Origin of the sequence: Calidithermus timidus DSM 17022, from assembly GCF_000373205.1 — a bacterium.
In the GTDB taxonomy this organism is placed as follows: Bacteria; Deinococcota; Deinococci; order Deinococcales; family Thermaceae; genus Calidithermus; species Calidithermus timidus.
In genome coordinates, this window is the sequence record NZ_KB890699.1 from 234431 (window position 1) to 256572 (window position 22142).

Annotated in this window: 20 protein-coding genes and 1 pseudogene; 13 read left to right on the forward strand and 8 right to left on the reverse strand. The window is 65.8% G+C overall.

Translation table 11 applies throughout. The features are described 5' to 3' along the window. Nucleotides 1-28 precede the first annotated feature (28 nt). A complete protein-coding gene (locus B047_RS0112840; RefSeq protein ID WP_018467373.1) occupies nt 29-2707 on the reverse strand; it encodes a phosphoenolpyruvate carboxylase in 2679 nt (892 codons plus the stop codon). 157 nt (nt 2708-2864) lie between these two features. After that, nucleotides 2865-4301 carry an amidohydrolase gene (locus B047_RS0112845; protein ID WP_018467374.1) on the reverse strand — a complete coding sequence of 479 codons (1437 nt, stop codon included), beginning with the start codon at nt 4299-4301 and terminating at the stop codon, nt 2865-2867. A 64-nt stretch (nt 4302-4365) separates the two neighbouring features. Here B047_RS0112845 and B047_RS0112850 point away from each other — a divergent pair, with 64 nt between their 5' ends. From B047_RS0112850 to B047_RS17275, 5 genes are all read left to right on the forward strand, one after another. Next, complete coding sequence (locus B047_RS0112850; RefSeq protein ID WP_018467375.1) at nt 4366-4863, forward strand: NUDIX domain-containing protein; 498 nt, start codon at nt 4366-4368, stop codon at nt 4861-4863. Next, on the forward strand, nt 4847-5767 hold the full coding sequence (gene ribF, locus B047_RS0112855; RefSeq protein ID WP_157205925.1) for a riboflavin biosynthesis protein RibF: 921 nt from the start codon (nt 4847-4849) through the stop codon (nt 5765-5767). The genes B047_RS0112850 and ribF overlap by 17 nt, the downstream gene beginning before the upstream one ends. 174 nt (nt 5768-5941) lie before the next feature. Beyond that, on the forward strand, nt 5942-6898 hold the full coding sequence (locus B047_RS0112860; protein ID WP_018467377.1) for a TAXI family TRAP transporter solute-binding subunit: 957 nt from the start codon (nt 5942-5944) through the stop codon (nt 6896-6898). A gap of 94 nt (nt 6899-6992) precedes the next feature. Then, nucleotides 6993-9059, forward strand: a complete 2067-nt coding sequence (locus B047_RS0112865; RefSeq protein WP_018467378.1) for a TRAP transporter permease — start codon at nt 6993-6995, stop codon at nt 9057-9059. 4 nt (nt 9060-9063) lie between these two features. After that, nucleotides 9064-9501, forward strand: coding sequence for a hypothetical protein (locus B047_RS17275; RefSeq protein WP_018467379.1), 438 nt, complete (start codon nt 9064-9066; stop codon nt 9499-9501). Here the strand turns inward: B047_RS17275 and B047_RS0112875 are convergent. Then, entirely contained in the window at nt 9466-10338 is an 873-nt protein-coding gene (locus B047_RS0112875; RefSeq protein WP_052606132.1) for a patatin-like phospholipase family protein, read from the reverse strand. The two genes, B047_RS17275 and B047_RS0112875, sit on opposite strands and share 36 nt — an antisense overlap. Before the next feature lie 185 nt (nt 10339-10523). Between B047_RS0112875 and trpC the strand changes: the two genes are divergently transcribed. The 4 genes from trpC (at nt 10524) to B047_RS17965 (ending at nt 13736) form a co-directional block, all read left to right on the forward strand. Next, entirely contained in the window at nt 10524-11321 is a 798-nt protein-coding gene (gene trpC / locus B047_RS0112885; RefSeq protein WP_018467381.1) for an indole-3-glycerol phosphate synthase TrpC, read from the forward strand. Between the two features lie 145 nt (nt 11322-11466). Continuing rightward, entirely contained in the window at nt 11467-12603 is a 1137-nt protein-coding gene (gene sucC, locus B047_RS0112890; RefSeq protein WP_018467382.1) for an ADP-forming succinate--CoA ligase subunit beta, read from the forward strand. Then, nucleotides 12600-13472 carry a succinate--CoA ligase subunit alpha gene (gene sucD, locus B047_RS0112895; protein WP_018467383.1) on the forward strand — a complete coding sequence of 291 codons (873 nt, stop codon included), beginning with the start codon at nt 12600-12602 and terminating at the stop codon, nt 13470-13472. The genes sucC and sucD overlap by 4 nt, the downstream gene beginning before the upstream one ends. Nucleotides 13473-13586: 114 nt before the next feature. Then, nucleotides 13587-13736: a hypothetical protein gene (locus B047_RS17965; RefSeq protein ID WP_018467384.1), complete on the forward strand. Its 150-nt coding sequence runs from the start codon at nt 13587-13589 to the stop codon at nt 13734-13736. 51 nt (nt 13737-13787) lie between these two features. Here the strand turns inward: B047_RS17965 and B047_RS0112905 are convergent, their stop codons facing one another. Genes B047_RS0112905 through B047_RS0112915 form a run of 3 tightly spaced genes read right to left on the reverse strand, consistent with a single transcriptional unit; the run spans nt 13788 to nt 15242 of the window. Further along, entirely contained in the window at nt 13788-14636 is an 849-nt protein-coding gene (locus tag B047_RS0112905; RefSeq protein ID WP_018467385.1) for a hydroxymethylglutaryl-CoA lyase, read from the reverse strand. Next, a complete protein-coding gene (locus B047_RS0112910) occupies nt 14633-14992 on the reverse strand; it encodes a DUF5615 family PIN-like protein (protein ID WP_040779836.1) in 360 nt (119 codons plus the stop codon). The genes B047_RS0112905 and B047_RS0112910 overlap by 4 nt, the downstream gene beginning before the upstream one ends. Next, a complete protein-coding gene (locus tag B047_RS0112915; protein WP_040779838.1) occupies nt 14964-15242 on the reverse strand; it encodes a DUF433 domain-containing protein in 279 nt (92 codons plus the stop codon). The genes B047_RS0112910 and B047_RS0112915 overlap by 29 nt, the downstream gene beginning before the upstream one ends. Nucleotides 15243-15514: 272 nt before the next feature. On the opposite strand from B047_RS0112915, the gene B047_RS0112920 reads away from it, so the two are divergent. Then, nucleotides 15515-17194, forward strand: a complete 1680-nt coding sequence (locus B047_RS0112920) for an acyl-CoA carboxylase subunit beta (protein WP_018467388.1) — start codon at nt 15515-15517, stop codon at nt 17192-17194. 131 nt (nt 17195-17325) lie between these two features. Here B047_RS0112920 and B047_RS0112925 read toward each other — a convergent pair whose 3' ends face one another. Together B047_RS0112925 and serA are read right to left on the reverse strand one after the other, a co-directional pair. Beyond that, nucleotides 17326-18390 carry a pyridoxal-phosphate-dependent aminotransferase family protein gene (locus B047_RS0112925; RefSeq protein WP_018467389.1) on the reverse strand — a complete coding sequence of 355 codons (1065 nt, stop codon included), beginning with the start codon at nt 18388-18390 and terminating at the stop codon, nt 17326-17328. A gap of 18 nt (nt 18391-18408) precedes the next feature. Further along, nucleotides 18409-19974: a phosphoglycerate dehydrogenase gene (gene serA / locus B047_RS0112930; RefSeq protein ID WP_018467390.1), complete on the reverse strand. Its 1566-nt coding sequence runs from the start codon at nt 19972-19974 to the stop codon at nt 18409-18411. A gap of 227 nt (nt 19975-20201) precedes the next feature. Here serA and B047_RS0112935 point away from each other — a divergent pair, with 227 nt between their 5' ends. The 3 genes and pseudogenes from B047_RS0112935 to B047_RS18745 form a co-directional block, all read left to right on the forward strand. Then, nucleotides 20202-21044 carry a DegV family protein gene (locus tag B047_RS0112935; RefSeq protein ID WP_026234872.1) on the forward strand — a complete coding sequence of 281 codons (843 nt, stop codon included), beginning with the start codon at nt 20202-20204 and terminating at the stop codon, nt 21042-21044. Between the two features lie 185 nt (nt 21045-21229). Continuing rightward, nucleotides 21230-21694, forward strand: a complete 465-nt coding sequence (dtd, locus tag B047_RS0112940) for a D-aminoacyl-tRNA deacylase (RefSeq protein WP_018467392.1) — start codon at nt 21230-21232, stop codon at nt 21692-21694. Between the two features lie 139 nt (nt 21695-21833). Beyond that, nucleotides 21834-21950, forward strand: a pseudogene (locus B047_RS18745) (transposase); the annotation flags it as partial. Nucleotides 21951-22142 lie beyond the last annotated feature (192 nt).

Here is a 22142-nt window from a genome sequence, read left to right on the forward strand (position 1 = left end):
ATGCCAGAGGCAGACAGGCTTGGGGAGGTTACCCCGCGTTGCGCAGCCCGGCGGCGATCCCCAGCAGCGAGAAGAGCAGGGCCCGCTCGAGCCCCGTGCGCTCTGGGGCCTCGGGCGGGGTCTGGCGGTAGCGGGCCAGCAGCTCGACCTGCACGTAGCTGATGGGGTCGACGTAGGGGTTTCTCAGCTCGGTCTGGCGGGCCAAAATGGGGCGGTTGTGCAGCAAGGGACCCTCGAAGGTCTCCTCCAGCAGCCCCCGCGTCTCCTCGAAGGCGGCGGCGATGTCGGGGAAGAAGCTTTGGGCAAGTTGTGGGGGCACCAGGCGCAGGTATTCCTGGGCGATGCCGAGGTCGGCTACCGACATGGCCTGGGCGGCGGCCTCGAGGGTGCTCTTGAAGAAGGGCCAATCGCGGTACATCTCGCGGCGCAGCTCGGGCTCGATGGCCCGCAGACCCGCCTGTAGGCCGTACCAACCGGGCAGCAGCAAGCGCACCTGCGTCCAGGACATCACCCAGGGGATGGCCCGCAGGTCCTTGATCTCACGCACCCGGCCCGAGCGGTAGACCGGGCGGCTGGCGATGTTGAGCGCGGCGATCTCGCGGATGGGCGTGAGGTGCTCGTAGAACTCGAAGAAGCCGGGGCGGGCCAACAGCTCGCGGTAGGCCCGGGTGGAGACCTCGGCGGCGTGCTCGAGCGCCTCGCGCCAGAGGGGCTTCATCGGCGCTTCCTGGCCATAGGTGTCACGGGCGGCGGCCAGGCCCAGGTGGTAGAGCAGCTGCTCGAGGTTGCGGTAGGCCAGGTCGGGGTGGCTGTAGCGGTCGGCCAGGGCCTCGCCCTGCTCGGTCAGGCGCATGCGGGTGCCCACCGTGCCCGGCGGCAGGCTGGCCAGCGCCCGGCCCGCGCTGCCCCCGCCCCGCGCGGTGCTGGTGCCGCGCCCGTGGAAGAAACTCACCCGCACCCCGTGGCGTGCCGCCACCTCGGTAATGGCCTCCTGCGCCCGGTAAAGCGCCCAGTTGGCGGCCAAGAAGCCCGCGTCCTTGTTGGAGTCGGAGTAACCGATCATGATCTCGAATACCCCCCGCCCCTGGGCATGGGCCTTGAATACAGGGTTCTGAAGCAGTTCGTCCACCACCTGTGGCGCAGCCTGGAGGTCGGAGAGGGTCTCGAACAGGGGCACCACGTCAAAGGGCAGGGCCTTGCCCACCCGGTAGAGCCCGACCTCGCGGGCCAGGGTGAAGACCTCCAGAAGATCGCTGGGATGGTGGGTCATGCTGACGACGTAGGCCCCTCGCGCCTTCCACACCGCTAGCGCGCCCAGCGCCACCTGCAACGCCCGGCCTTGGGGTTTGTAGCCCACCGGGGCCAGCGGGCGGGGGGTGGCCAGCTCGCGGGTGAGCAGCGCGGCGCGGGCGGGGGGCTCGAGGGCGGCGTAGTTCTCCTCTACCCCGGCGATGCGCAGCAGCTCGGCTACGGCTTCGCTGTGCTGACGCGACTCCTCGCGCAAATCCAAGGCCACCAGCTCGAGCCCCAGCGCCTCGGCCCGCAGGCGCAGTGGGCGAACGACCCGGCGGGCAGCGCTCCCCAGGCCTACCTGCTTCAAGCCCTGCTCGACCCGGCGCAAATCCAACAGCCACTCGCCGGGTAGCCTGTAGCCCTCCCCAGGCTGCTCCCCCAGCATGGCCCGCAGCTTGTAGCGCAGGCTCATTAAGTAGCGGCGGTAGCTTTCTCCGGCAAAGCGGTCGGGCAGGCCCAGCTGCCGCACAGCCACCTCGGCCTCCTCGCGCACCTCGCGGGGTACAGGCAGGCGCTCGTCGGAGAGCGAGAGGTCGCGGATGAGGGCGTCCACCGCCTCCACGTAGCGACCCAACAGCAGTTCACGGGCGTAGCTCTGCGCCCAGGCCGTGGTGTCGGGGGTGACGTTGGGGTTGCCGTCGCGGTCGCCGCCGATCCAACTGCGGAACACGATGGGCACGCTGAGTTCAGGGCGCTGGCCATATTCGGCCTCGACGGCGGCCTCGAGCCCCTCCACCAACCGGGGCAGCACCTGCCAGAGGGTGGCGGGCAGGTAGTAGAGCCCCCCCTTGACCTCGTCCTGCACGGTAGGGCGGCTGCGGCGCAGCTCGAGGGTGCCCCACAGCAGCGCGGCGCGGGCCTGGATGTCCTCCTCGGCGGCCTCGCCCCGCTCCAGAGCCTCCAGAAGCCGCTCGGCTTCGGCCAGGTGATGGCGCACGGTGCGGCGGCGGGTCTCGGTGGGGTGGGCGGTGAAGGTCAGGTGCAAGCGCAGCCGCCGCAACAGGTCGCTGACCTGCTCGAAGCTCAAGCCCTGCGCCTTGAGTTGCTTCACCAGCGCCCGGAAGGACTCCGAGCGGGGCCTCTCCGGCGTGGAAGCCTGCTCCCTCGAGCGGTTGACCCGCACGCGGTGCCGCTCCTCGGCCAGGTTGACCAGGTGGAAGTAGGTCGAGAAGGCCCGCACCAGGCCCTCGAGGTTGCCGAGGTCGAGCCGGGCGACGAGGTCGCGCACCTTCTGCCGGGCCTCGACGTCTCCAGGCTGCTGGCGCAGGTGCTTGCTGAGGGCGCGAACGTCTTCCTCGAGGGCAAACAGTTGCTGGCCCGAGAGGTCCACGATGGCCTTGCCCAGCGCCCGGCCCAGCAAGTCCACCTCGCGCTTGAGCTGATCGTAGAGCGGATCAACGACGGGTTGAATCATAGGGAACGGTCGCCCTGGGGCAACTTGGGCATAAGTTTACACGGTTTGGTGTACCAAAATGCGGGGGAGCTGGGATTGAGGGCGGTGGATATCAGCTTCCAGGGGAACGGTCGAGGGCGGGCACGGGGGCCCATGCGGTTAGCGTTCGGCGCCCCAGCTACCCCAACTCTACCTCCCCCCGGAACACCCGCCCCACCGGCTTCCCGCCCTCCCAGAGCGTCAGGTCGGCGGGGGCGTCGGGGCGGATCAGGCCGTGATGGGGCCAGCCGGCGGCCAGGGCGGCGCCGCGGGTGAAGGCCCAGAGGGTTTCTTCCTCGGTGAGGGACTGGGCGGGGTTGAGCGGATTGTGCAGGGAAGCCTGGATTCCAGCCAGCACGTCGGGCGGGGCCACCGGGGCGTCGGAGCCGAAGGCCATGGGGAGGCCGGTGTTCCACAGGTCGCGTAGGCGGAAGGCCTCGTGCTCCTTGCCGGGGAGGTGGTGGCGCACCAGGTCGGCGTCCTCGAGGGCGTGGATGGGCTGCATGGAGAGGGCCAGGGGCAGGCCCTCAAAGCGGGGAAGCTCCTCGTCGCGCACGTGCTGAGCGTGTTCCATGCGAAGCGGGCGGGAAGCAGAGGCCAGGGGGGCGAGCTGGGCGTAGACCTCCAGCAGCCCCCGTACCGCCTGCGTCCCGATGGCGTGGGTCACCACGCCGAAACCCGCCCTGAGCGCGGCCTCACCCTGCTCGCGGATGTACTCCAGCGGGTCCAGGACGATGCCATGGGTGCCATCGGAGTAGGGCTCGATCATCCAGGCGGTGCGGCTGCCCAGCGCCCCGTCGGCGAAGAACTTGACCGCGGCCACCTCGAGCGAATCCCCCCGCCAGCCGGGCTCTACCCCCCGCCAGTTGTCCTTGTCCATGGCCCACCACAGCCGCAGCGGCAGCCGCCCCGAGCGGGCCAGCTCCTCGGGGTACTCCAGCGGGCACCAGCCCATGTGGTGGGTGGCGGTGTAGCCGCGGCGGGCCAGGTCGCGCAGGCCGCGCTCGAGGTCGGCCACGCTCCCCGGCGGTAGGATGCGCTGGACGTAACCCTGGGCGGTCTCGAGCAGGTAGCCCGTGGGCTCCCCCATCCCGTCGCGCACGATGGCTCCCCCCTCAGGGTCGGCGCTATCCCGGCTGACCCCGGCCAGCTCGAGGGCGCGGGTGTTGGCCCAACCCGAGTGCAGGTCGCGGCTGCGCAGGAAGACCGGGTGCTCGGGAACCAGCTCGTCCAGGAGCGACCGGTGCGGGTAGTGGTCGAAGAGGTAGCCCGCCCCACGAATCCAGGTCCCCGGCGGTAGGCCCTTAGCTCGTTCCGCCACCCGGCGCGCCGCCTCGCGGGGGTCGTGAACGCCCGAGAGGTCGAGCCACTCCAGCTGCTCCCCCCAACCCAGCGGGTGCGTATGCGCATCGTGCAAGCCCGGCGTAATGCGCTCAAAGCGGAATTTCTTGGCCCTGGGGTAACGGGCTGAGAGGTCGTGCTCGAGCCCTACGTCGGTGATGCGGTCGCCCTCGAGGTGCACCGCCTCCGCCCGACCCACCTCGGTCATGGTCCAGACGTCGCCTATGAGTAACATGGAGCCTAGTTTATCGAAGGCAAGCCCCTACAACCCCCCGCTCCCGACGCCATATACTCTCCCCATGCCCCACAGGCGCTACCTCTACCAAGGACGCATCCTCAACCTGGCCATCGAGGACGAGAAATTCGAGATCGTCGAACACAAACATGCCGTGTGCATCGTGGCCGAGCAGGAGGGAAAAATCCTCTTCGTTCGGCAGTACCGGCCCGCCATCGGCAGCGACACCCTCGAGATCCCCGCCGGCCTGATCGAAGAAGGCGAGGAAGCCCTCGAGGCCGCCCGGCGCGAGTTCGCCGAGGAGGCTCAGCTCACGGGGGATTTCGAGTACCTGAGCAGCTTCTACGTCAGCCCCGGCTTCTGCGATGAGAAGCTCCACGTCTTCAGGGCCCGCAACCTGCGCCCTGCCTCTGGCACCCCCGACGACGACGAAGATATCGTAGTGGAGTGGCACGATCCCCACGAGGTGCTCAAGGCTGCGCGGGAGAATCGGGTGCAGATCTCGGCTTCGGCCATGGCCGGAATTTTGTTCCACCTCAGCGACTATGCTGCTGATCAATGACCCCCAAGATGCCCCTCCCGGCCCTAAGGTGGTGGCCGTGGGCAGCTTCGATGGCCTGCACCTGGGCCATCAGCACCTGCTGCGGCAGGCCCTTCAGGACGCCCACGCCCACCACATGCCGCTGCTGGTGTATACCTTTGACCCCCCCAGCAAGGTCTTCATGAAGGGCGAGGGCTTCCTCACCGACCTCTCCGAGAAAACCGAGCTGCTGCGCGGCCTCGGGGTCGAAATCGCCCTGATCGTGCCTTTCAACGAAGCGTTCGCCCGCCGCGACAAGGGCGAGTTCCTGGGCGACCTGCGCGGCCTCGAGGCCCGCCTGATCTACGTGGGCGAGGACTTCCGCTTTGGCAGAGGCCGGTCCGGTGGCCTCGAAGACCTGGCAACCGTAGCTCCCATCCGCGTCCTGCCGCTGCTCGAGCTGCCTCAAGGCCTCGCCCCGCGGCCCGACCTGGCCAACGGCCCAGTCAAGTCCAGTCGGATACGCGAGCTGCTCAAAGCAGGCGACGTCGAAGGAGCCCGCGTGCTCCTGGGGCGGCCTTACTCAGCCAGGGGCATCGTGGTCGAGGGCGACCATCTGGGGAGCACCCTGGGCTTCCCCACCGCCAACTTGCAGGTCTCGGCCATGAAGGTTCTGCCGCTGGGGGTGTACGCGGTGTGGGTACAAACCCACCAAGGGGAATACGGGGCTGTCGCCAACGTGGGTTATCGCCCCACGCTCGGAGGCCGGGTTCTGCGCTTCGAGGTGCACCTGTTCGACTTCGAGGGCGACCTGTACGGCCAGGAGCTCACCGTGAAGTTCGGGCTCAAGATCCGCGACGAGATGAAATTTAGCTCGCTCGAGGAGCTCAAGGCCCAGATCGCCCGCGACGCCCAGGCCGCTCGAGCCGCCCTGGGCCTGGCTTGATCCGCCGCACGTTACGCACGAATGATTCGGTGCTCGGCTCCAAAGCTTTCCATATCAGTCGGCCAGACGCCAGAATGATCAAAAAGATTCGCGTTAAGAACGTTATTGTCGGCGATCATACGCTGGCCGTATAGGGGAGGCTTAAGTATAATGTTCGCGCGAAGGAGGAAAAGCATGCGCAAACCTGCTGTATTGGGCATAATCGGTGCGGCTGTTTTGAGCGCGTCCGCCCTGGCCGCCGATTTCATCACCTTCGGCTCGGGCTCCACCACCGGGGTGTACTTCCCCGTAGCCACCGGCATCTCCAAGCTCATCAACGATGCCAACATCAACATCCGGTCCAACGCCCGCTCCACCGGCGGCAGCGTGTTCAACATCAACGCCATCGCCTCGGGCGAACTCCAGATGGCGCTGGTGCAAAACGACATCGCCTTCTACGCCTACAACGGCAGCACCATCCCGGCCTTCGAGGGCAAGCCGGTGAAATCCATCCGCAGCGTGGCGATCCTCTACCCCGAAGTCATCCACGTGGTGACCCGCCGCGACTCCAAGATCGCCTCCATCAGCGACCTCAAAGGTAAGCGGGTGATCGTGGGCGACGTGGGCTCGGGCACCGAGCAGAACACCCGCCACGTGCTCGAGGCCTATGGCCTGAGCTTCTCGGATCTGGGCCAGGCCATCCGCGCCAGCGCCTCAGCCGGCATCACCCAGCTCCAGGAGGGCAAGGCCGACGCGATGTTCTACACCGTGGGCTTGGGGGCCTCCGCTATCCAGAACCTGGCCATGACCACCCAGGTCAACCTGGTGCCCATCGATCCTGACAAGATCAAAGCCATGCAGCGGAAGTACCCCTTCTACGACCAGGTGGTCGTCCCCGGCAACACCTACAAAGGCGAGTCGGTGAGCACCATTACCGCTGCGGTGAAGTCGATGTGGATCGCTGCCGATTCCCTCAGCGCCGACGCGGTGTACAACATCCTCAAGGTCACTCTCGGCAACGAGAAGGCTTTCAAGGAAATCCACCCCAACCTGGCCCGCTACTTCAGCCTCAAGGGGGCGGTAAAGGGCCTGCCGGTGCCGCTGCACCCCGGAGCCGAGCGTTTCTACAAGGAAGTTGGCGTGCTGAAATAAGGGCGTGGCTCTGCCGGGGACGGTATGCCCGTCCCCGGTTTTTTTCGGCGGTATATTGGCGTATATTTTTCGCGTTCTGTCCCGAAGGAGCTTCATGGAAGCAGATAAGGCTCAGCTGATCTTGGAAGAAGTCGAGTTCGGTTCGCGCAAGCCCCAGGGTTGGGTGCGCTGGCTGGTGCTGGGGCTGGCAGTAGGTTGGAGCCTGTTCCAGATGTATGCGACCTATGTGGGCACCCTCAACGACCTCATCTGGCGGGCTACCCACCTGGCCTTCGCCTTCGCCCTGGTCTTCCTGGTCTACCCCTTCAGCAAGCGCAGCTCAAAGAGCCGGGTTCCCTGGTTCGACTGGGTGCTGTGGGCTGTGGCCGTGGGCTCGGCACTATACGCGGTGTTCGAGTACCGGGGCATCCTCGAGGAGCGCGGCGGCTTCGGCAATCCCACCGACATCCTGGTAGCCTCCTGTGCGGTGGTCATGCTACTGCTGGCGGCCTGGCGGGCCATCGGACCGGCCATGCCCATCATCGCGGGGCTGTTCATGCTCTTTGCCCTCTCAGGGCCGGCGGGGCTGATCAAGGTCGAGTTGCCCGGCATCCTGGGCGAGTTGCACGCGGGGGCGACCTGGCGCTCGCTGATGAACCAGCTCTTCATGAACACCAACGACTCCATCTGGGGTACCCCCATCGCAGTCTCGGCGGAGACGGTGTTCGTATTCGTGCTCTTCGGGGCCATCCTGGACCGGGCAGGAGCCGGGCAGTTCTTCACCGACCTGGCCTACAGCCTGTTGGGCGGGGTGCGCGGCGGGCCGGCCAAGGCCTCCATCATCGCCTCAGCACTCAACGGCATCGTCTCGGGCTCCTCGGTGTCCAACGTGGTGACCGGGGGTAACTTCACCATCTCGACCATGATCCGCGCGGGCTACACCCGCGAGAAGGCCGGGGCCATCGAGGTGGCCTCCTCCTCCAACGGCCAACTCATGCCCCCGGTGATGGGCGCGGCGGCCTTCATCATGGCCGACCTGCTGGGCGTACCCTACCCTCAGATCATCATCTTCGCCATCCTGCCCGCCATCCTGGCCTACGGCTCGCTGCTGGTGGTGGCCGACCTCGAGGCCGCCAAGCTGGGCCTGCGCGGGATGCCCCGCAGCGAACTGCCTGACTTCGGTAAGACCCTACGCGGCGGGCTGCACTACCTGCTGGTGCTGGGCTTCCTGCTGTACTGCCTGCTCTTCGACAACCCCTTCCGCGCCGGGATCAACGGCCCCCTCACCCCCAACACCTCCGCGCTCTACACGGTCTTCGTGCTGATCCTGGTGGTCTTGGCTCAGGAACTCTACCGCGGCTGGCGCAGGGGCGACCTGCTGCTGGGGTTGCGCTCGGGGGCGCAGATGATTATCGATGGGCTCGAGAGCGGCGCGCGCAATATGGTGGGCATCGCCATCGCCACCGCGGTGGCCGGAATCATCGTGGGGGTGGTGCTCATCACCAACGTGGGCACCGGCCTGGCCGATATCATGCGCACGCTCTCCTTCGGAAACTTCATCGGCGCGCTGGTGCTGGCCCAACTCATCAGCCTGTTTTTGGGCATGGGGGTGCCCACCACCGCCAACTACGTCATCATGGCCACGCTGATCGTGCCCACGCTGTTCAAGCTGGGGAGCGAGGCCGGGCTCAATTACGGCAGCCTCACCTTCGGCACCAACGAGGTGGCCATCCTGCTCATCTGCATCAACTTCTTCTCGTTCTACTTCGGCATCATGGCCGACTCCACCCCACCCGTGGCCCTGGCGGCTTACGCCGCCGCCGCCATCTCCAAGGGCGATCCCTTCAAGACCGGGGTACAGGGCTTCATCTACGAGCTGCGCACCGCGCTTTTGGCCTACATGATCGTCTTCGATCCCAAAATCCTGCTGATCGGGGTGGGTAGCTTCGGCGAGGGCGCGTGGATCGCGGTGACGGCCCTGCTGGGTATGACGGCTTTTGCGGTAGCGACCATGGGCTACCTCTCAGGAAACGTGCCCTGGCTTCTGCGGCTGGTAATGTTGGCTGCGGCGCTGCTGCTGGTCTCCAGCGGCTACGTCAGCGACTTCATCGGCATCGCCCTCTTCGCCGCCGTCTACGCCTGGCAGCGCTTCGTGCTGGGCCGCAAGCCGGTGCAGACCTGAAGCGATGCCCGCCCCACTCACCCCATCCCTGCTCGAGGCCCTGCTCGAGCCACAAGCGCCCCTGCCGCACCGCAGACGCGGCTACGTACTGCTCTACGTCGTGGGTGGGGTGGCCCAATTGTTGCTGGCCGCGCTGGCGTTCACCTTGCTCGAGCCCCTTGGCGCGGTACCCGGCTGGGTTGGGACGGTGTACCTGGGCATCGCCCTGGCCGCCTGGGCCTGGTTACTGCGACGCAAGCAGCTGGCCAGGATCAGCAAGCAAAGAACCCGTCACGTCGCCAGCGCCCTGCTGGATGTGGCTAGTCTCTCCACGAGCCTGCTGCTCGCGGCGATCAGCCTGCGGGCCGAACTGCCGCTGTGGGCCTTGCTGATCGCGGGTTTCGCCCTCGTTGCCTACACAGCCGGGCTAGCTGGCCTTCTGCGCCAACTTGAACAGCCGTGACCACCAGTGCGGCGCGGGAACACTCCGCTCCCGCGCCGGCTGAATCAGGCGCCGGATTTCGCCCAGAACCTCCCTGGCGCGCTTTTGCCCGAGTTCGAAGAGCGCTCCGGCCTGCGCAGCGTCAAAGGTATCGATGGGTTGAGACGGATTGAGCCGCACGACCAAGTCGGCCCGGCCCAGCGCCAGTTCGACCAAGCGGCGACGTGAGGCTTCCCCGGCCTGCAAGGCGGCCTCGAGGGCGGTCTTGGGTTCGCTCCAGATGTAGGGGTTGGAAACATCGAAGGCCACCACCGGCCCCAGCCCCAGGCCGAGCGCCGCAGTAACCGGGACCTTTTCGGCCACGTCACCATCGACCAGCACCCGCCCATTCCAGCGCACCGGCGGAAAGATGCTGGGAATCGCGCTGCTGGCCCGGATGGCCTCGGCCACCGAGCCCGAGCGCAGGGCAACGAGCTCGCCGGTATTGAAGTCGGCGGCCTGGATCACCAGCGGAATGGGACTATCCTCAATCTGCCTGGTGCCAAAGAGCCTGAAGAGCCCTTCCTGGTAGTAACGCCCTTCGGCCAGGGTAGGCTTGCGCAAGAACTCCATCACCCGCACCATCTGGTGCAACTTGCCACTTTTTTGCAGGCGCTCGAGCTCGGGGTCGTAGAGGGTGTGCAGGACAAAGCTGGGCTCCAGCGGTAGGTCGAAGGCATAGATGGCTGCAGCCAGCGAGCCCGCCGAGCTGCCCGCGATGCCCGCGACGGGGATGCCCTCTTCACGTAAAACTTTGAGCAGCCCCAGATGGGCTACTCCTCGCACACCACCCCCGCCAAGCGCAAGCACGACACCCATATTTTCAGAGTAGAGCCACTCCGTCGGTTTAGAATGAGAGCTTATCTAGCATTTGGCCCCGGGAAGCACCGAGGGCTGAATACCGGAAAATGTCGGCAGCCAAGAACGTCGAGGGCCAAGGCGTCTTGCGTTTGGCCTTCAGCTATCCGCTATCGACCATCGGCGCCTTCTGATAGCATGGTGCGGTGATACCACGCCTTCACGATGTCCCCGGCGTGCTGGGTGAGATCTGCCGCCGCCGCCTGGCCGAGGTGTCGGCGCGACCTTACCGCCTTAGCCCCGACCCGAGCCAGCCCATTCCCTCGTTCTCTCAGGCCCTGGCCCTGCCGGGCCTTTCCCTGATCGCCGAAGTCAAGCGCAAAAGCCCCTCGCAGGGCGATATCGCCCCGCTGGACGCCGCCGTCGTAGCCCGCTCCTACGAGCAGGGTGGAGCTCGCGCCATCAGCGTGCTCACCGAAGCGCACTACTTCGCCGGTTCCGAGGAGGACTTGCGGGCGGTGCGGCAGGCGGTGCGGCTACCCCTGTTGCGCAAGGACTTCACCGTACACCCTTCGCAGATCCCCGAAGCCCGCGCCCTGGGAGCCTCGGCGGTGCTCTTGATCGTGGCGGCGCTGGGCGAGCTGACCGGGGCTTACCTCGAGCTCGTGCGAGAGAGCGGCCTCGAGGCCCTGGTGGAGATCCACGACGAACGCGAGCTGGACATCGCCCTGGAGGCCGGTGCTTCCATCCTGGGGATCAACAACCGCGACCTGGTGAGCCTGAAGGTCAACATGGACACCGCCCCCCGCCTGGGCGAGCTGGCCCGCTCGAGGGGCTTCGAGGGCTTGCTGGTCGCCGAGTCGGGCTACAGCCGCCCCGAGGAACTGCGGCCGCTGGCCGGCCGCTTCGACGCGGTGCTGGTCGGCACCAGCTTAGCCCGCAGCGGCGACTGGCAAAAGGCCATCGAGGCCTTGATGGCTGCCGATAGCCAGCGCCGAATCTGAGTCGGCCCCACTCCGCCGTCCGCTTGGGTTCATGCCGACCAGGCCCATCCGCAAAAGCCTGGAGAGGCTTTTTTGAGCCCACAGGTAAACACGTATAATACGCCACGGCTGAGGCTATACCCTCACAGTGCTTTAGGAGGCAACGGTGAACTTACACGAGTATCAGGCCAAAGAGATCCTGGCGAAATACGGCATACCGGTTCCCCCCGGCAGAATCGCCTACACCGCCGATGAAGCCAAGCAGATCGCCACCGAGTTTGGCGACACGGTGGTGATCAAGGCCCAGGTGCACACCGGTGGCCGAGGCAAGGCGGGCGGCGTAAAGCTGGCCAAAACACCCGAGGAAGCCCGCGAGAAGGCTGGCCAGATCCTGGGGCTCAACATCAAGGGCTTCATCACTAAAAAAGTCCTGGTGGCCAAAGCCGTCGATATCGCCAAGGAGTACTACGCTGGCCTCATCCTCGACCGCGTGACCCAGCGCGTGGTGCTGATGCTCTCCAAAGAAGGCGGCGTGGACATTGAAGAGGTGGCCGCCGAGCGCCCCGAGGCGATCATCAAGTATCCCATTGACCCCCACAAGGGCCTGCGGCCCTTCCAGGCCCGCGAGCTGGTCAAGCAGGCCGGCCTCGAGGGCAATCTCAACAAGCTGGCGCAGATCCTCGTGCAGCTCTATCACGCCTACGAGGGCATCGACGCCTCGACTGCCGAGATCAACCCGCTGGTGGTGACCGCCGGCGGCGACGTCGTCGCCGCCGATGCCAAGATCGTGCTCGACGACAACGCTCTCTACCGCCACCCCGAGCTTTCCCGCCTGCGGGAGGAGGAGGCCGAACACCCCCTCGAGGTCGAGGCCTCCAACTACGGTTTCGCTTACGTCAAGCTCGAGGGCAACGTGGGCATCATCGGCAACGGCGCGGGCTTGGTGATGTACACCCTCGACCTGGTGCAGCGGGTGGGGGGCAAGGCCGCCAACTTCCTCGACATCGGCGGCGGAGCCAAAGCCGACATCGTGTACAACGCGCTCAAAGTCGTGCTCAAGGATCCCGACGTCAAGGGCGTGTTCATCAACATCTTCGGCGGCATCACCCGCGCCGACGAGGTGGCCAAGGGCGTGATCCGGGCGATGGACGAGGGCATTCTGACCAAGCCCGTGGCCATGCGGGTCGCCGGAACCGCCGAGGAGGAGGCCAAGAAGCTGCTCGAGGGCCGTCCCATCTATATGTACCCGACCTCTATCGAAGCCGCCAAGGCCATCGTCGCGATGACCGGAGGTGCCCGATGAGCATCCTCGTGAATAAAAACACCCAAGTTCTCGTACAAGGCATCACCGGGCGCGAGGGAGCCTTCCACGCCGAGCAGATGATGAAGGCCGGAACCAAGGTCGTCGCCGGGATGACGCCCGGCAAGGGCGGACAGATGGCCCAGGGGATTCCGGTTTACGACACGGTCAAGGAGGCCACCCGCCATCACCGCATCGACGCTTCGATCATCTTCGTGCCCGCGCCGGGCGCAGCGGACGCAGCGCTCGAGGCCGCCCACGCCGGGATCCCGCTGGTGGTGCTGATCACCGAGGGCATCCCCACCCTGGACATGGTCAAGGCTGTAGCCGAGATCAAGGCCATGGGCAACGTGCGCCTCATCGGCGGCAACTGCCCTGGCCTCATCACCCCCGGTGAGTGCAAGCTAGGCATCATGCCCGCCAACGTATTCAAGCGGGGCAAGGTGGGCCTCATCAGCCGCTCGGGCACCGTAACCTATGAGACCGCCAAGGCCCTCTCCGACGCGGGCTATGGCATCTCGACGTGCATCGGCATCGGCGGCGACCCCATCATCGGGACCACCTTCAAAGACTTGCTCCCGATGTTCAACGACGACCCCGAGACCGAAGCCGTGGTGATCTGCGGCGAGATCGGCGGTTCCGACGAGGAAGACGCTGCCGAGTACATCAAGGCCCACATGAAGAAGCCGGTGGTGGGCTTCATCGGCGGGCGTAGCGCGCCGAAGGGCAAGAAGATGGGCCACGCCGGAGCCATCATCATGGGCAACGTGGGCACCCCCGAGTCCAAGCTGGCCGCCTTCGCCGCCGCCGGCGTGCCCGTCGCCGACACCATCGACGAGATCGTGGAGTTGGTGCGGGCAAAGCTGGGTTGATCTGACCCGAACAACACAGCCCGGGTGTGACGATCTGCCCCGCGGGCTGTGGTCATTTTTGGCAGGCGCTACCTGCCCCCTGCGCTACCCTGAAGCCAACGAAGGAGGCGGCAGATGGTCTGGTTGTTCCTGGCGGTGCTGGCGGTCGTGGCAGTGGCTGCGGCGATGGTGAGGCGGTCGGTGGAGCAGATGCAGGCCATCCACCGCGACGTTCTCAGCCCCTACCAGACGATGGTGGTGGTGGTTACCGACGACGAAGCCTGAGGGCGCAATCCGCACTCATAGCCGTGCGGCGAGCCCAAAGGCTCGCCCTTTTCAGGCATAACGGGTGCGAAGCAGCACAGCCTCCCCGGCGAGTTCGGCCAGCGACCCCAACCGCACCCCGACCTCGAGCCCCTTCCGGGCCAGATGGGGCAGTACCCGCTCGGTGCCCAGGTTGCCTACCAGATCGTCCCCAGCGAAGGGGCAGCCCCCGATTCCCCCCAGAGCGCCCTCGAGCCAGCGCACCCCGCTCGCCAGCACCGCGTCCACTTTCTCCAGGGTGGTCTCGGGCCTCGAGTGCAGGTGGGCCCCGATACCCTCGGGGCCGAAGGCTCGCACCACGGCTTCCAGGGTCTTGCCAATGACCTCGGCGGTTGCCACGCCGTAGGTGTCGGCCAGGGCGATCTCGTGGATGCCCATCTCGCGCAAACGGCCCACAAACTCTACGGCCAGCTCGGGGCTCCAGGGGTCGCCGTAGGGGTTGCCGAAAGCCATCGAGAGGTAAACGACGAAGTTCAGCCGGTCTGGGGCCATCTCGCGCATGCGGGCCACCTGCTCCCAGGATTGGGCGATGGTCTTGCCCACGTTCTTGCGCTGGAAGGTCTCGCTGATGGAGAAGGGATAGCCCACGCTGGTCACGCCCTGGGCTTGCAGGGCACGCTCGAGGCCCTTTTCATTGGCGATGATGACCAGGTATTCCCGGCCCTCCGGTGGAGGCAGCTCGGCCAGTACCGCCTCAGCGTCGGCGTGCTGGGGTACCCATTTGGGCGAGACGAAGCTGGTGAGGTCGAGGTGGGTAAACCCGGCCTCGAGCAGGCGCTTGAGGTAGGCGACCTTTTGCGCGGTAGGGATGAAGCCCTTGAAGCCCTGCCAGGAATCCCTAGGACATTCCACCCATTTCATGCCTGGCTATCGTACCGCGCGATACCGTCGGGCTGCACTACGTAGAGCTCGCCGAAGCGGGGCAAGCCCAGCGCGAAGAAGCGCCGCAGCATCCGGCGTATGAGCTCGCCATCGGTCACGTCGGGGTGCAGCACGATGCGCCCGGCAGCCACCGGCAACTTGATGGGATCGCTGAAGTCGAGGTCTAGGGTGAGCAGAATGCGGCCCTCACGGTGCAAATAGGCGTTGAGGGCCTCGTCCGAACGACCCGACAAGCCCACGTCACGCACCGTCAGCACGTCGTGGCCCTCGGTGAGCAGCCACCATGACACGGTCAGGGGGATGTTCTCATCCAGCAAGATCTTCAGGGTCGTCATAGACGTTGAGCTCGATCCACTCGTAGTTGCTCATGCGCGCGCCGTAGAGCAGCGCAGCCTGCACGTCCTCGAGGCTCAGGGCGGGGTACTCCTCGAGCACCTCCTCTACCGACAGGCCACAAGCCAGCATCTCCAGGATCGTGTGCACAGCGATGCGGGTCCCCTTGATGCGGGGCCGACCGCGTAGCACGTGGGGGTTGGAGCTGATGCGGGAGAGCAAAGCGTCGTGAGAACGGGCGCTGAGTTTCAAGGTTAGCCTCCCCGACTTCCGCCATTGGCAAGCGAAGCCCGGTCTTTGGTTCAGGCGTAGGGAGAATCGCGCGCTGAGCCAAAGACCCCACAAACCGCTGGCTTCGCTGGCTGGGGTCGTCTGGCCTTTAGGATACCCGAAAACTGCAAGTGAAGGCGGGAAAAGGTTACGAAGAGGTCGTACGCCAGGCACCTTGAGCGACCCTTAGCCCCAAGCCCACAGAAGCCTAACGGAATTAGCGCTTGACCGCAAAAATCCGTTAGACTTTACCCATGCTCAGCAGCGCACTCAAGCCCGAGGACCGGGACAACCCGACCTTCAAGCAGAACAAGGACGCCTGGGTCGAGCGCATCGCCGACTTCAGGGGCAGCCTCGAGCTCGTCCGGCAGGGTGGGGGAAAGAAGGCCATCGAGCGGCAGCACGCCCGCAAGCGGCTCACCGCCCGTGAGCGCATCGCCCGGCTGATCGATGCGCAGAGCGGGTTTCAGGAGATCCTGAGCTATGCCGGCTGGCACATGTACGAGGAATGGGGCGGGGCTCCTGGTGGGGGCGTGGTCACGGGCATCGGTAAGATTGCCGGGCGTGACTGGATGATCGTCGCCAACGACGCCACCGTGAAGGCCGGGGCCTTTTTCCCCATCACCGCCAAGAAGGTCATCCGGGCACAGACCATCGCGCTCGAGAACCACATCCCCACCGTCTACCTCGTCGACTCCGCCGGAGTCTTCCTGCCCCTGCAGGACGAAGTCTTCCCCGACCAGGACGACTTCGGACGCATCTTCTATCTCAACGCCCGCATGTCGGCGCTGGGCATCCCCCAGATCTCGGCCATCATGGGCAACTGCGTGGCGGGCGGGGCCTACTTGCCGCTGATGACCGACGCGCTGATCATGACCGAGGGCTCGGGGCTCTACCTGGCCGGGCCCGCCCTGGTAAAAGCCGCCATCGGGCAGGAGGTCAGCTCGGAGGAACTGGGCGGAGCCCGCATGCACGCCGAGGTCTCGGGCACCGTGGACTTCTACGAGCCCAGCGACGAGGCTGCCATCGAGCGCATTCGTGCCCTGGCCGCGCTGTATTCTGCCCCCGAACTCGCCCCCTGGGCCCGCGAGCGCATCGCTCCGGTGGAACCGGTTTACCCCGCCGAAGACCTCTACGGCCTGGTCTCACCCGACAGCACCCGCCCCTACGACGTGCGGGAGGTGATCGCCCGGCTGGTGGATGGCTCGGAGTTCCACGAGTTCAGGGGTAGCTACGGCGAGACCATCGTGTGCGGTTATGCCCGATTGGGCGGCTTCCCAGTGGGCATCGTGGCCAATCAGCGCACCATCATCAAAAAACCTGCCCTTCCCGGCGGGTCGGGGAAGATCGAGGTGGGGGGCGTGATCTACGCCGAGGCCGCCGACAAGGCCGCCCGCTTTATCCTCGAGGTCAACCAGCGCTTCATCCCCTTGCTGTTCCTCATGGACGTCACCGGCTTCATGGTGGGCAAGGAGTCCGAGCAGCAGGGCATCATCCGGAGGGGGGCCAAACTGGTCAACGCGGTGAGCAACTCGGTGGTGCCCAAGATCACCCTCATCACCGGCGGCTCCTTCGGCGCGGGCAACTACGCCATGGCCGGGAAAGCCTATGCTCCGCGCTTCATCTACGCCTGGCCCAGCGCCAAGTACGCCGTGATGGGCGGGGCGCAGGCCGCCAAGACCTTGCTGGAAATCGAGGTTGCCAAGCTCGAGCGCTCCGGGCTTGCCCCCACCGACCAGGACCTCAAGGAACTCTACGAGCGCATCAAAGGCCGCTACGAGGAAACCCTCGACCCGCGCTACGCGGCGGCGCGGCTGTGGGTGGACGAGGTTATCTTCCCCCACGAGACGCGCGAGTGGCTGGTGAGAAGCCTCGAGGCCTGCGCGCTCAACCCCGTGCGCGAGCAGATGGGCGTGGGGGTGTTCCAGGTGTGAAGCCCGCGCCCGGCGCTTGGCCTCGGCTTACAGCGCTCTTCACAGATGTGGCCGCCTATCCCGGCGGCCACTGTTCTGTCCAGGACAAAGGATTTTTGGTCCTGGATAGCTCGATATTTGTGAAGAGCGCTCTACAACGAAGCCGCTACCTCACGGATGATCTCGGCCACCGCGTAGGCATCGTAGATGTCGCTATATCCCATCAGTGAGACACGGAAAATCTTGCCCTTGAGCGCGCCCTGCCCGCCGATAATGGTAGCCCCGCGCAGCGCAAAAGCCTCCTTGAGCCTAGCGTAGGTCACCCCCTCGGGGAGGTAGAAAGCTGTGGTGGCGGGGCTCCTGACCTCGGGGACAGGTTTGAAGCCGGCAGCTTCGCCCGCCTCGTAGAGCAGGGCGTTCTGCTTGGCCTTGAGGCAGAGGTGGTCCTCGAGTTGCGGCAGCACCTCGCCCAGCACTCCGGCCACCGCCGCGACCAGACCGATCGCGGGCGTCCAGGCCGATTCCCCCTCCTTCTGCACCTTGAGCTCCTTGGCGAGGTTGAGGTAGTACCCCCTGGGCTTGAGGCGCTCCAGGGCTCTGGGTGAAAGCGCGGCGTAACCCAGCCCCGGTGGACACATGGTCCCCTTCTGCGACCCTGAGGCCGCCGCGTCCACGCCCCACAGCTCCAGCGCCACCGGGCTCACCAGCAGGCTGGTGACCATATCGGCCACCACCAGCGCCTCAGGGAAGCGGGCCTTGAAAGCCTTCGCCAGCTCCTTGACGTCGTTGAGAGCCCCGGTCGAGCTTTCCGAGTGGGTGAGCAAGGCCCCGTGGAAAGGCCCCTCGAGCCCCTCGAGCAGACCCGGCTCCACACTCTTGCCGTACTCGAGCTCGAGCCGCTCCACCTCCAGGCCCATGGCCTGAGCGATCTCGGCCCAGCGCTCGCTGAACTTGCCGTGCACGGGCACCCACACCCGCTCGCCCGGCGCGAAGAGGTTGAGCACCAGGGCTTCCATGGCTGCAGTACCCGATCCAGTGAGGATCAGCACCTCACCCTGGGTGTTCCAGGCTTGCTTTAAGCCCTCCCTGGCAGCCTTGAACAGGCTGCGGGCTTCGTCGGTGCGGTGGTGCAGTTGGGGCCGGGCCAGGGCTTCAACCGCCTTAGGGTGAAGCTCAACCGGGCCGGGGGTCAGCAGGCGGCGACGGTATACCGACATGGCATCCAGTCTAGCCGATCACAACGCCGCCAGGTCAACGCGCTCCAGCACGTCCAACCCACGCAGAGTCTCCAGCGTCGCCTCGCTGGGGCGCTCATCAACCAGGAGCACGAACAGCGCGTGGCCACCGGGGTGGTCGCGGCCAAGCTGCATCCCGGCGATGTTCACGCCCGCATTGCCCAACAGGGTGCCCACCTTGCCCACCACGCCGGGCTGGTCGCGGTTGACGCAGATGAGCATGTAGCCCTCGGGCAAGGCCTCGAGGCTGTGGCCGTCGATACCCACGATGCGGGGCTTGCCGCCCAGCACGGCCCCGCGGGCCCTGCGGGTCTCCTTATCGGTCTCCAGCGTCACCTCGATGACCTGAAGGTAGTCCTGTGGGTGCTCGACGTGACGGGTGCTGAGGTGAATGCCTCGGTCGCGCAGCAGGGGCCGCGCCGAGACCAGGTTGACCGCGCCCTCCTCGAGCACGCTCCCCAGCAAACCCTTAGCCACCGCCGAAGCGATGGGATCGGGATTTTTCTCGAACTCGCCGTAGAAGGTGACCTCGAGCGCCTGCGGGCGGCCCTGGGTGATCTGCGGCAGCAGCCTGCCCAGCGCTTCGCCCAGCGGCAGCCAGCCCTGGAACATCTGTAAGCCCTCGGGGTCGAAGCCGGTGTTGAGCGCGTAGGCTAAGTTGCCCTGCAGCGTCTCGATGACGCGCTCGAGCACCGCCTCCCCTACCCGGTCCTGGGCCTCGAAGGTGTTGGCTCCCAGGTGCGCGGTGTGGGTGACCTTGGGGTGCTGCACCAGCGGGTGCTCGACGTTGGGGGGCTCGAGTTCGAAGACGTCCAAGCCCGCTGCGAAGAGGTGGCCTTCGGAGAGCACCTCGGTGAGGGCTTTCTCGTCGATGATCCCACCCCGCGCCGCGTTGACCACCACCGCGCCCTTGGGTAGCAGGTACAGCTCGCGCCGCCCGATGAGGCCACGGGTCTCCTCGTTGAGGGGGGTGTGGACGGTGAGGAAATGGCACTGGCGCAGCATGTCGGCCAGGTCGTCGAGCAGTTCGACCCCCAGCGTCTCGGCACGGGTGCGGGGGATGTAGGGATCGTAGGCCAGCACCCGCATGTTGAAGGCCTTGGCGAAGCGAGCCACCTGTCCCCCAATGCGTCCCAGCCCCACGATGCCCAAAGTCTTGCGGTCGAGCTCGAGGCCTAAGTATTTGCGGTCCCACACCCCTTCGCGGATCTTGCGGTCCGAATCCACCACGCCCCGCGCTGCTGCGAGCAAAAGCGCCCAGGCCAGCTCCGCCGCTGAGCGGGTGTTGGCCTCAGGCACGTTGACCACCAGGATGCCCCGGCGGCTGGCGGCCTCGAGGTCGACGTTGTCCACGCCCACGCCGCCCCGGCCCACCACCTTGAGATTTTTCCCAGCCTCGAGCAGTGCCTCGTCCACCTGGGTGCGGCTGCGGGTGATGAGGGCATCGTAGCTTCCGATCACCTTGAGGATTTCCTCGCGGGGCATGTTGGGCTTGTAGTCGAGCCGGATGTCCCCGTTTCTCACTTCGCCCAGCCGCATTTCATCCGTAACCAGAACCCGCCACATATCGACAGAATCTACCACCCCTTGGTATACCGTACAAGCGCGGCAGGCAACACCTCATCCGCCCATCCCCAAAGGCCAATCCAGCGGCGTTATTCGGCGCTTGGCCTCGAGCCTTAGGTGCTTAGGAGGCGCATCGCATCCCCGTATGCTAGACTTTCACCGTCATAAAGACACAGCCATCGCCCTTCCCGCAGGGGTGCTTTTCTGCGGGCTACTAAGGAGGAAAGATGAAAATCGGACTGGTGACCGACTCCACCTCAGACCTGCCGCCCACGCAGGCCCAAGCACTTGGGGTACAGGTGGTCCCGCTGTACGTCAACTTCAAAGGCAAGGTCTACAAGGACTGGGTGGAGATCAAGCCCACCGACATCTTCGAGGGGGTGCGCGCCGGAGCCGAGCTGCCCAGCAGCAGCCAGCCTTCCCCGCAAGACTTCAAGGAGGCCTACGAGAAAGCCCTGCAAAGCACCGACCACGTACTCTCCATCCACATCTCCTCCAAGCTCTCGGGCACCGTGCAATCGGCCCAGCTCGCCGCCAGCGAGTTTCCTGGCCGGATCACCATCTTCGACTCCCTGGCCGCGTCCCAGGGCATCGGGATGATGGTCGAGCGGGCCAAGGAACTGCTCGAGCAAGGAGCCGACCTGCGCTCGGTGATGACCGAACTCGAGCGCATCCGCACCGACCACAAGGTGCTCTTCTCGCTGGCCACGCTGGAGTACCTCAAGAAAAACGGGCGCATCGGCGGAGCCCAGGCCCTGCTGGGCAGCTTGCTGGGCATCAAGCCCATCCTCACCATCAAGGAGGGCCGGGTAGAGCCCGTCGGACGGGCCAGGGGCGAGAAAAAGGCGCTGGCCGAAATGGTGGAAGGCTTCAAAGCCTGGACTCAGGGTCGCAAGCGCATCCGCATCTACTACCTCTACAACGGCGACGCCAGCGCGGTGGCCGCCTTCAAGGAGGCCATCAGCGGCTCGGGCCTGCCCATCGAGGAGCGCAGCAGCAGCGAGGTGGGGGCGGTGATCTCCACCCACACCGGCCCTGGGGTCTACGGCTTCTACGCCTATAGCCTCTGAACAAGAGGCCAATGCCGTCTCATGCGTCGGGTGAGGGGTATAGCGCTGCCTGGGGTACTCTCCCCCGGGTGCACGGAGCGTGCTCCGTCCCGAAGGGGATCGTTCCCCGGGTGTACCGGGTTCACCCGGTCCCGGAACCGCCGCGATGTTTGTCGCGCCACGCCAGAGCTTGTAGCCTGAAGCTCATGCGTGCGGTGGTGCAGCGGGTATCCGAAGCCAGGGTGGTCGTAGATGGCCAGAGCGTGGGCCAGATTGGCGTGGGGTTCGTGGTCTTGCTGGGGGTGCGGCGAGGCGATGCGCTCGAGGACGCAGCCTACCTAGCCCGCAAAATCGCGGGACTGCGGGTCTTCAGCGACGGCGAAGGCAAGTTGAACCTGAGCTTGGCCGAGGTGGGGGGCGAAGTGCTGGTGGTGTCGCAGTTCACTCTCTACGCTGACACCCGCAGGGGCAACCGCCCCGGCTTCAGCGAGGCCGCCGCCCCCGACGAGGGCAAGCGGCTCTACGAGCAATTCTGCAACCTCTTGGCCGCACAGGGCTTGCACGTGGAAACCGGGGTCTTTCAGGCCCACATGCAAGTGTACTTGGTCAACGACGGCCCGGTAACCATCCTGCTGGACTCGAGCGAGCGCCAGCGCCCGACGCGCGGCTGAATTTGAAGCCATCAAGGATTATTCATACCTTCGTGTGCTACTTGATCTGAACCCCCGAGGTGTGAAAAAGGGGGTGCTATGCACTCAGATCGCTGGCCCAAGGGCTACTGGCCCACCTTGCAAGGCCTTCTCCAGGTGGATGGTGCGTTCTTTAGGGTTGCACCAGATAGAGGTTCGATCCTGGTGGGGACTGGTGGCTCGGGTCGACCTCATTCGCAGCCGGGCTCTCTTGAAGATGGCCGGGGTGGAATTATGAGGTAGCACACGAAGGAATATTACGTTTGCTACCCGAAGTCAGAGCAACACACCCGAGTGGATGAGGTTGTGGGCAGCGATTTTGAGAAGAGGTGAAGCGAGCGAATAGCGTGGCCCTCCCAACCAGCCCCTCGACAACACGGCTCTCGTGCACGTGCGCAGGCACAAAGGCCCAAGGTCGGAACAACCCCCC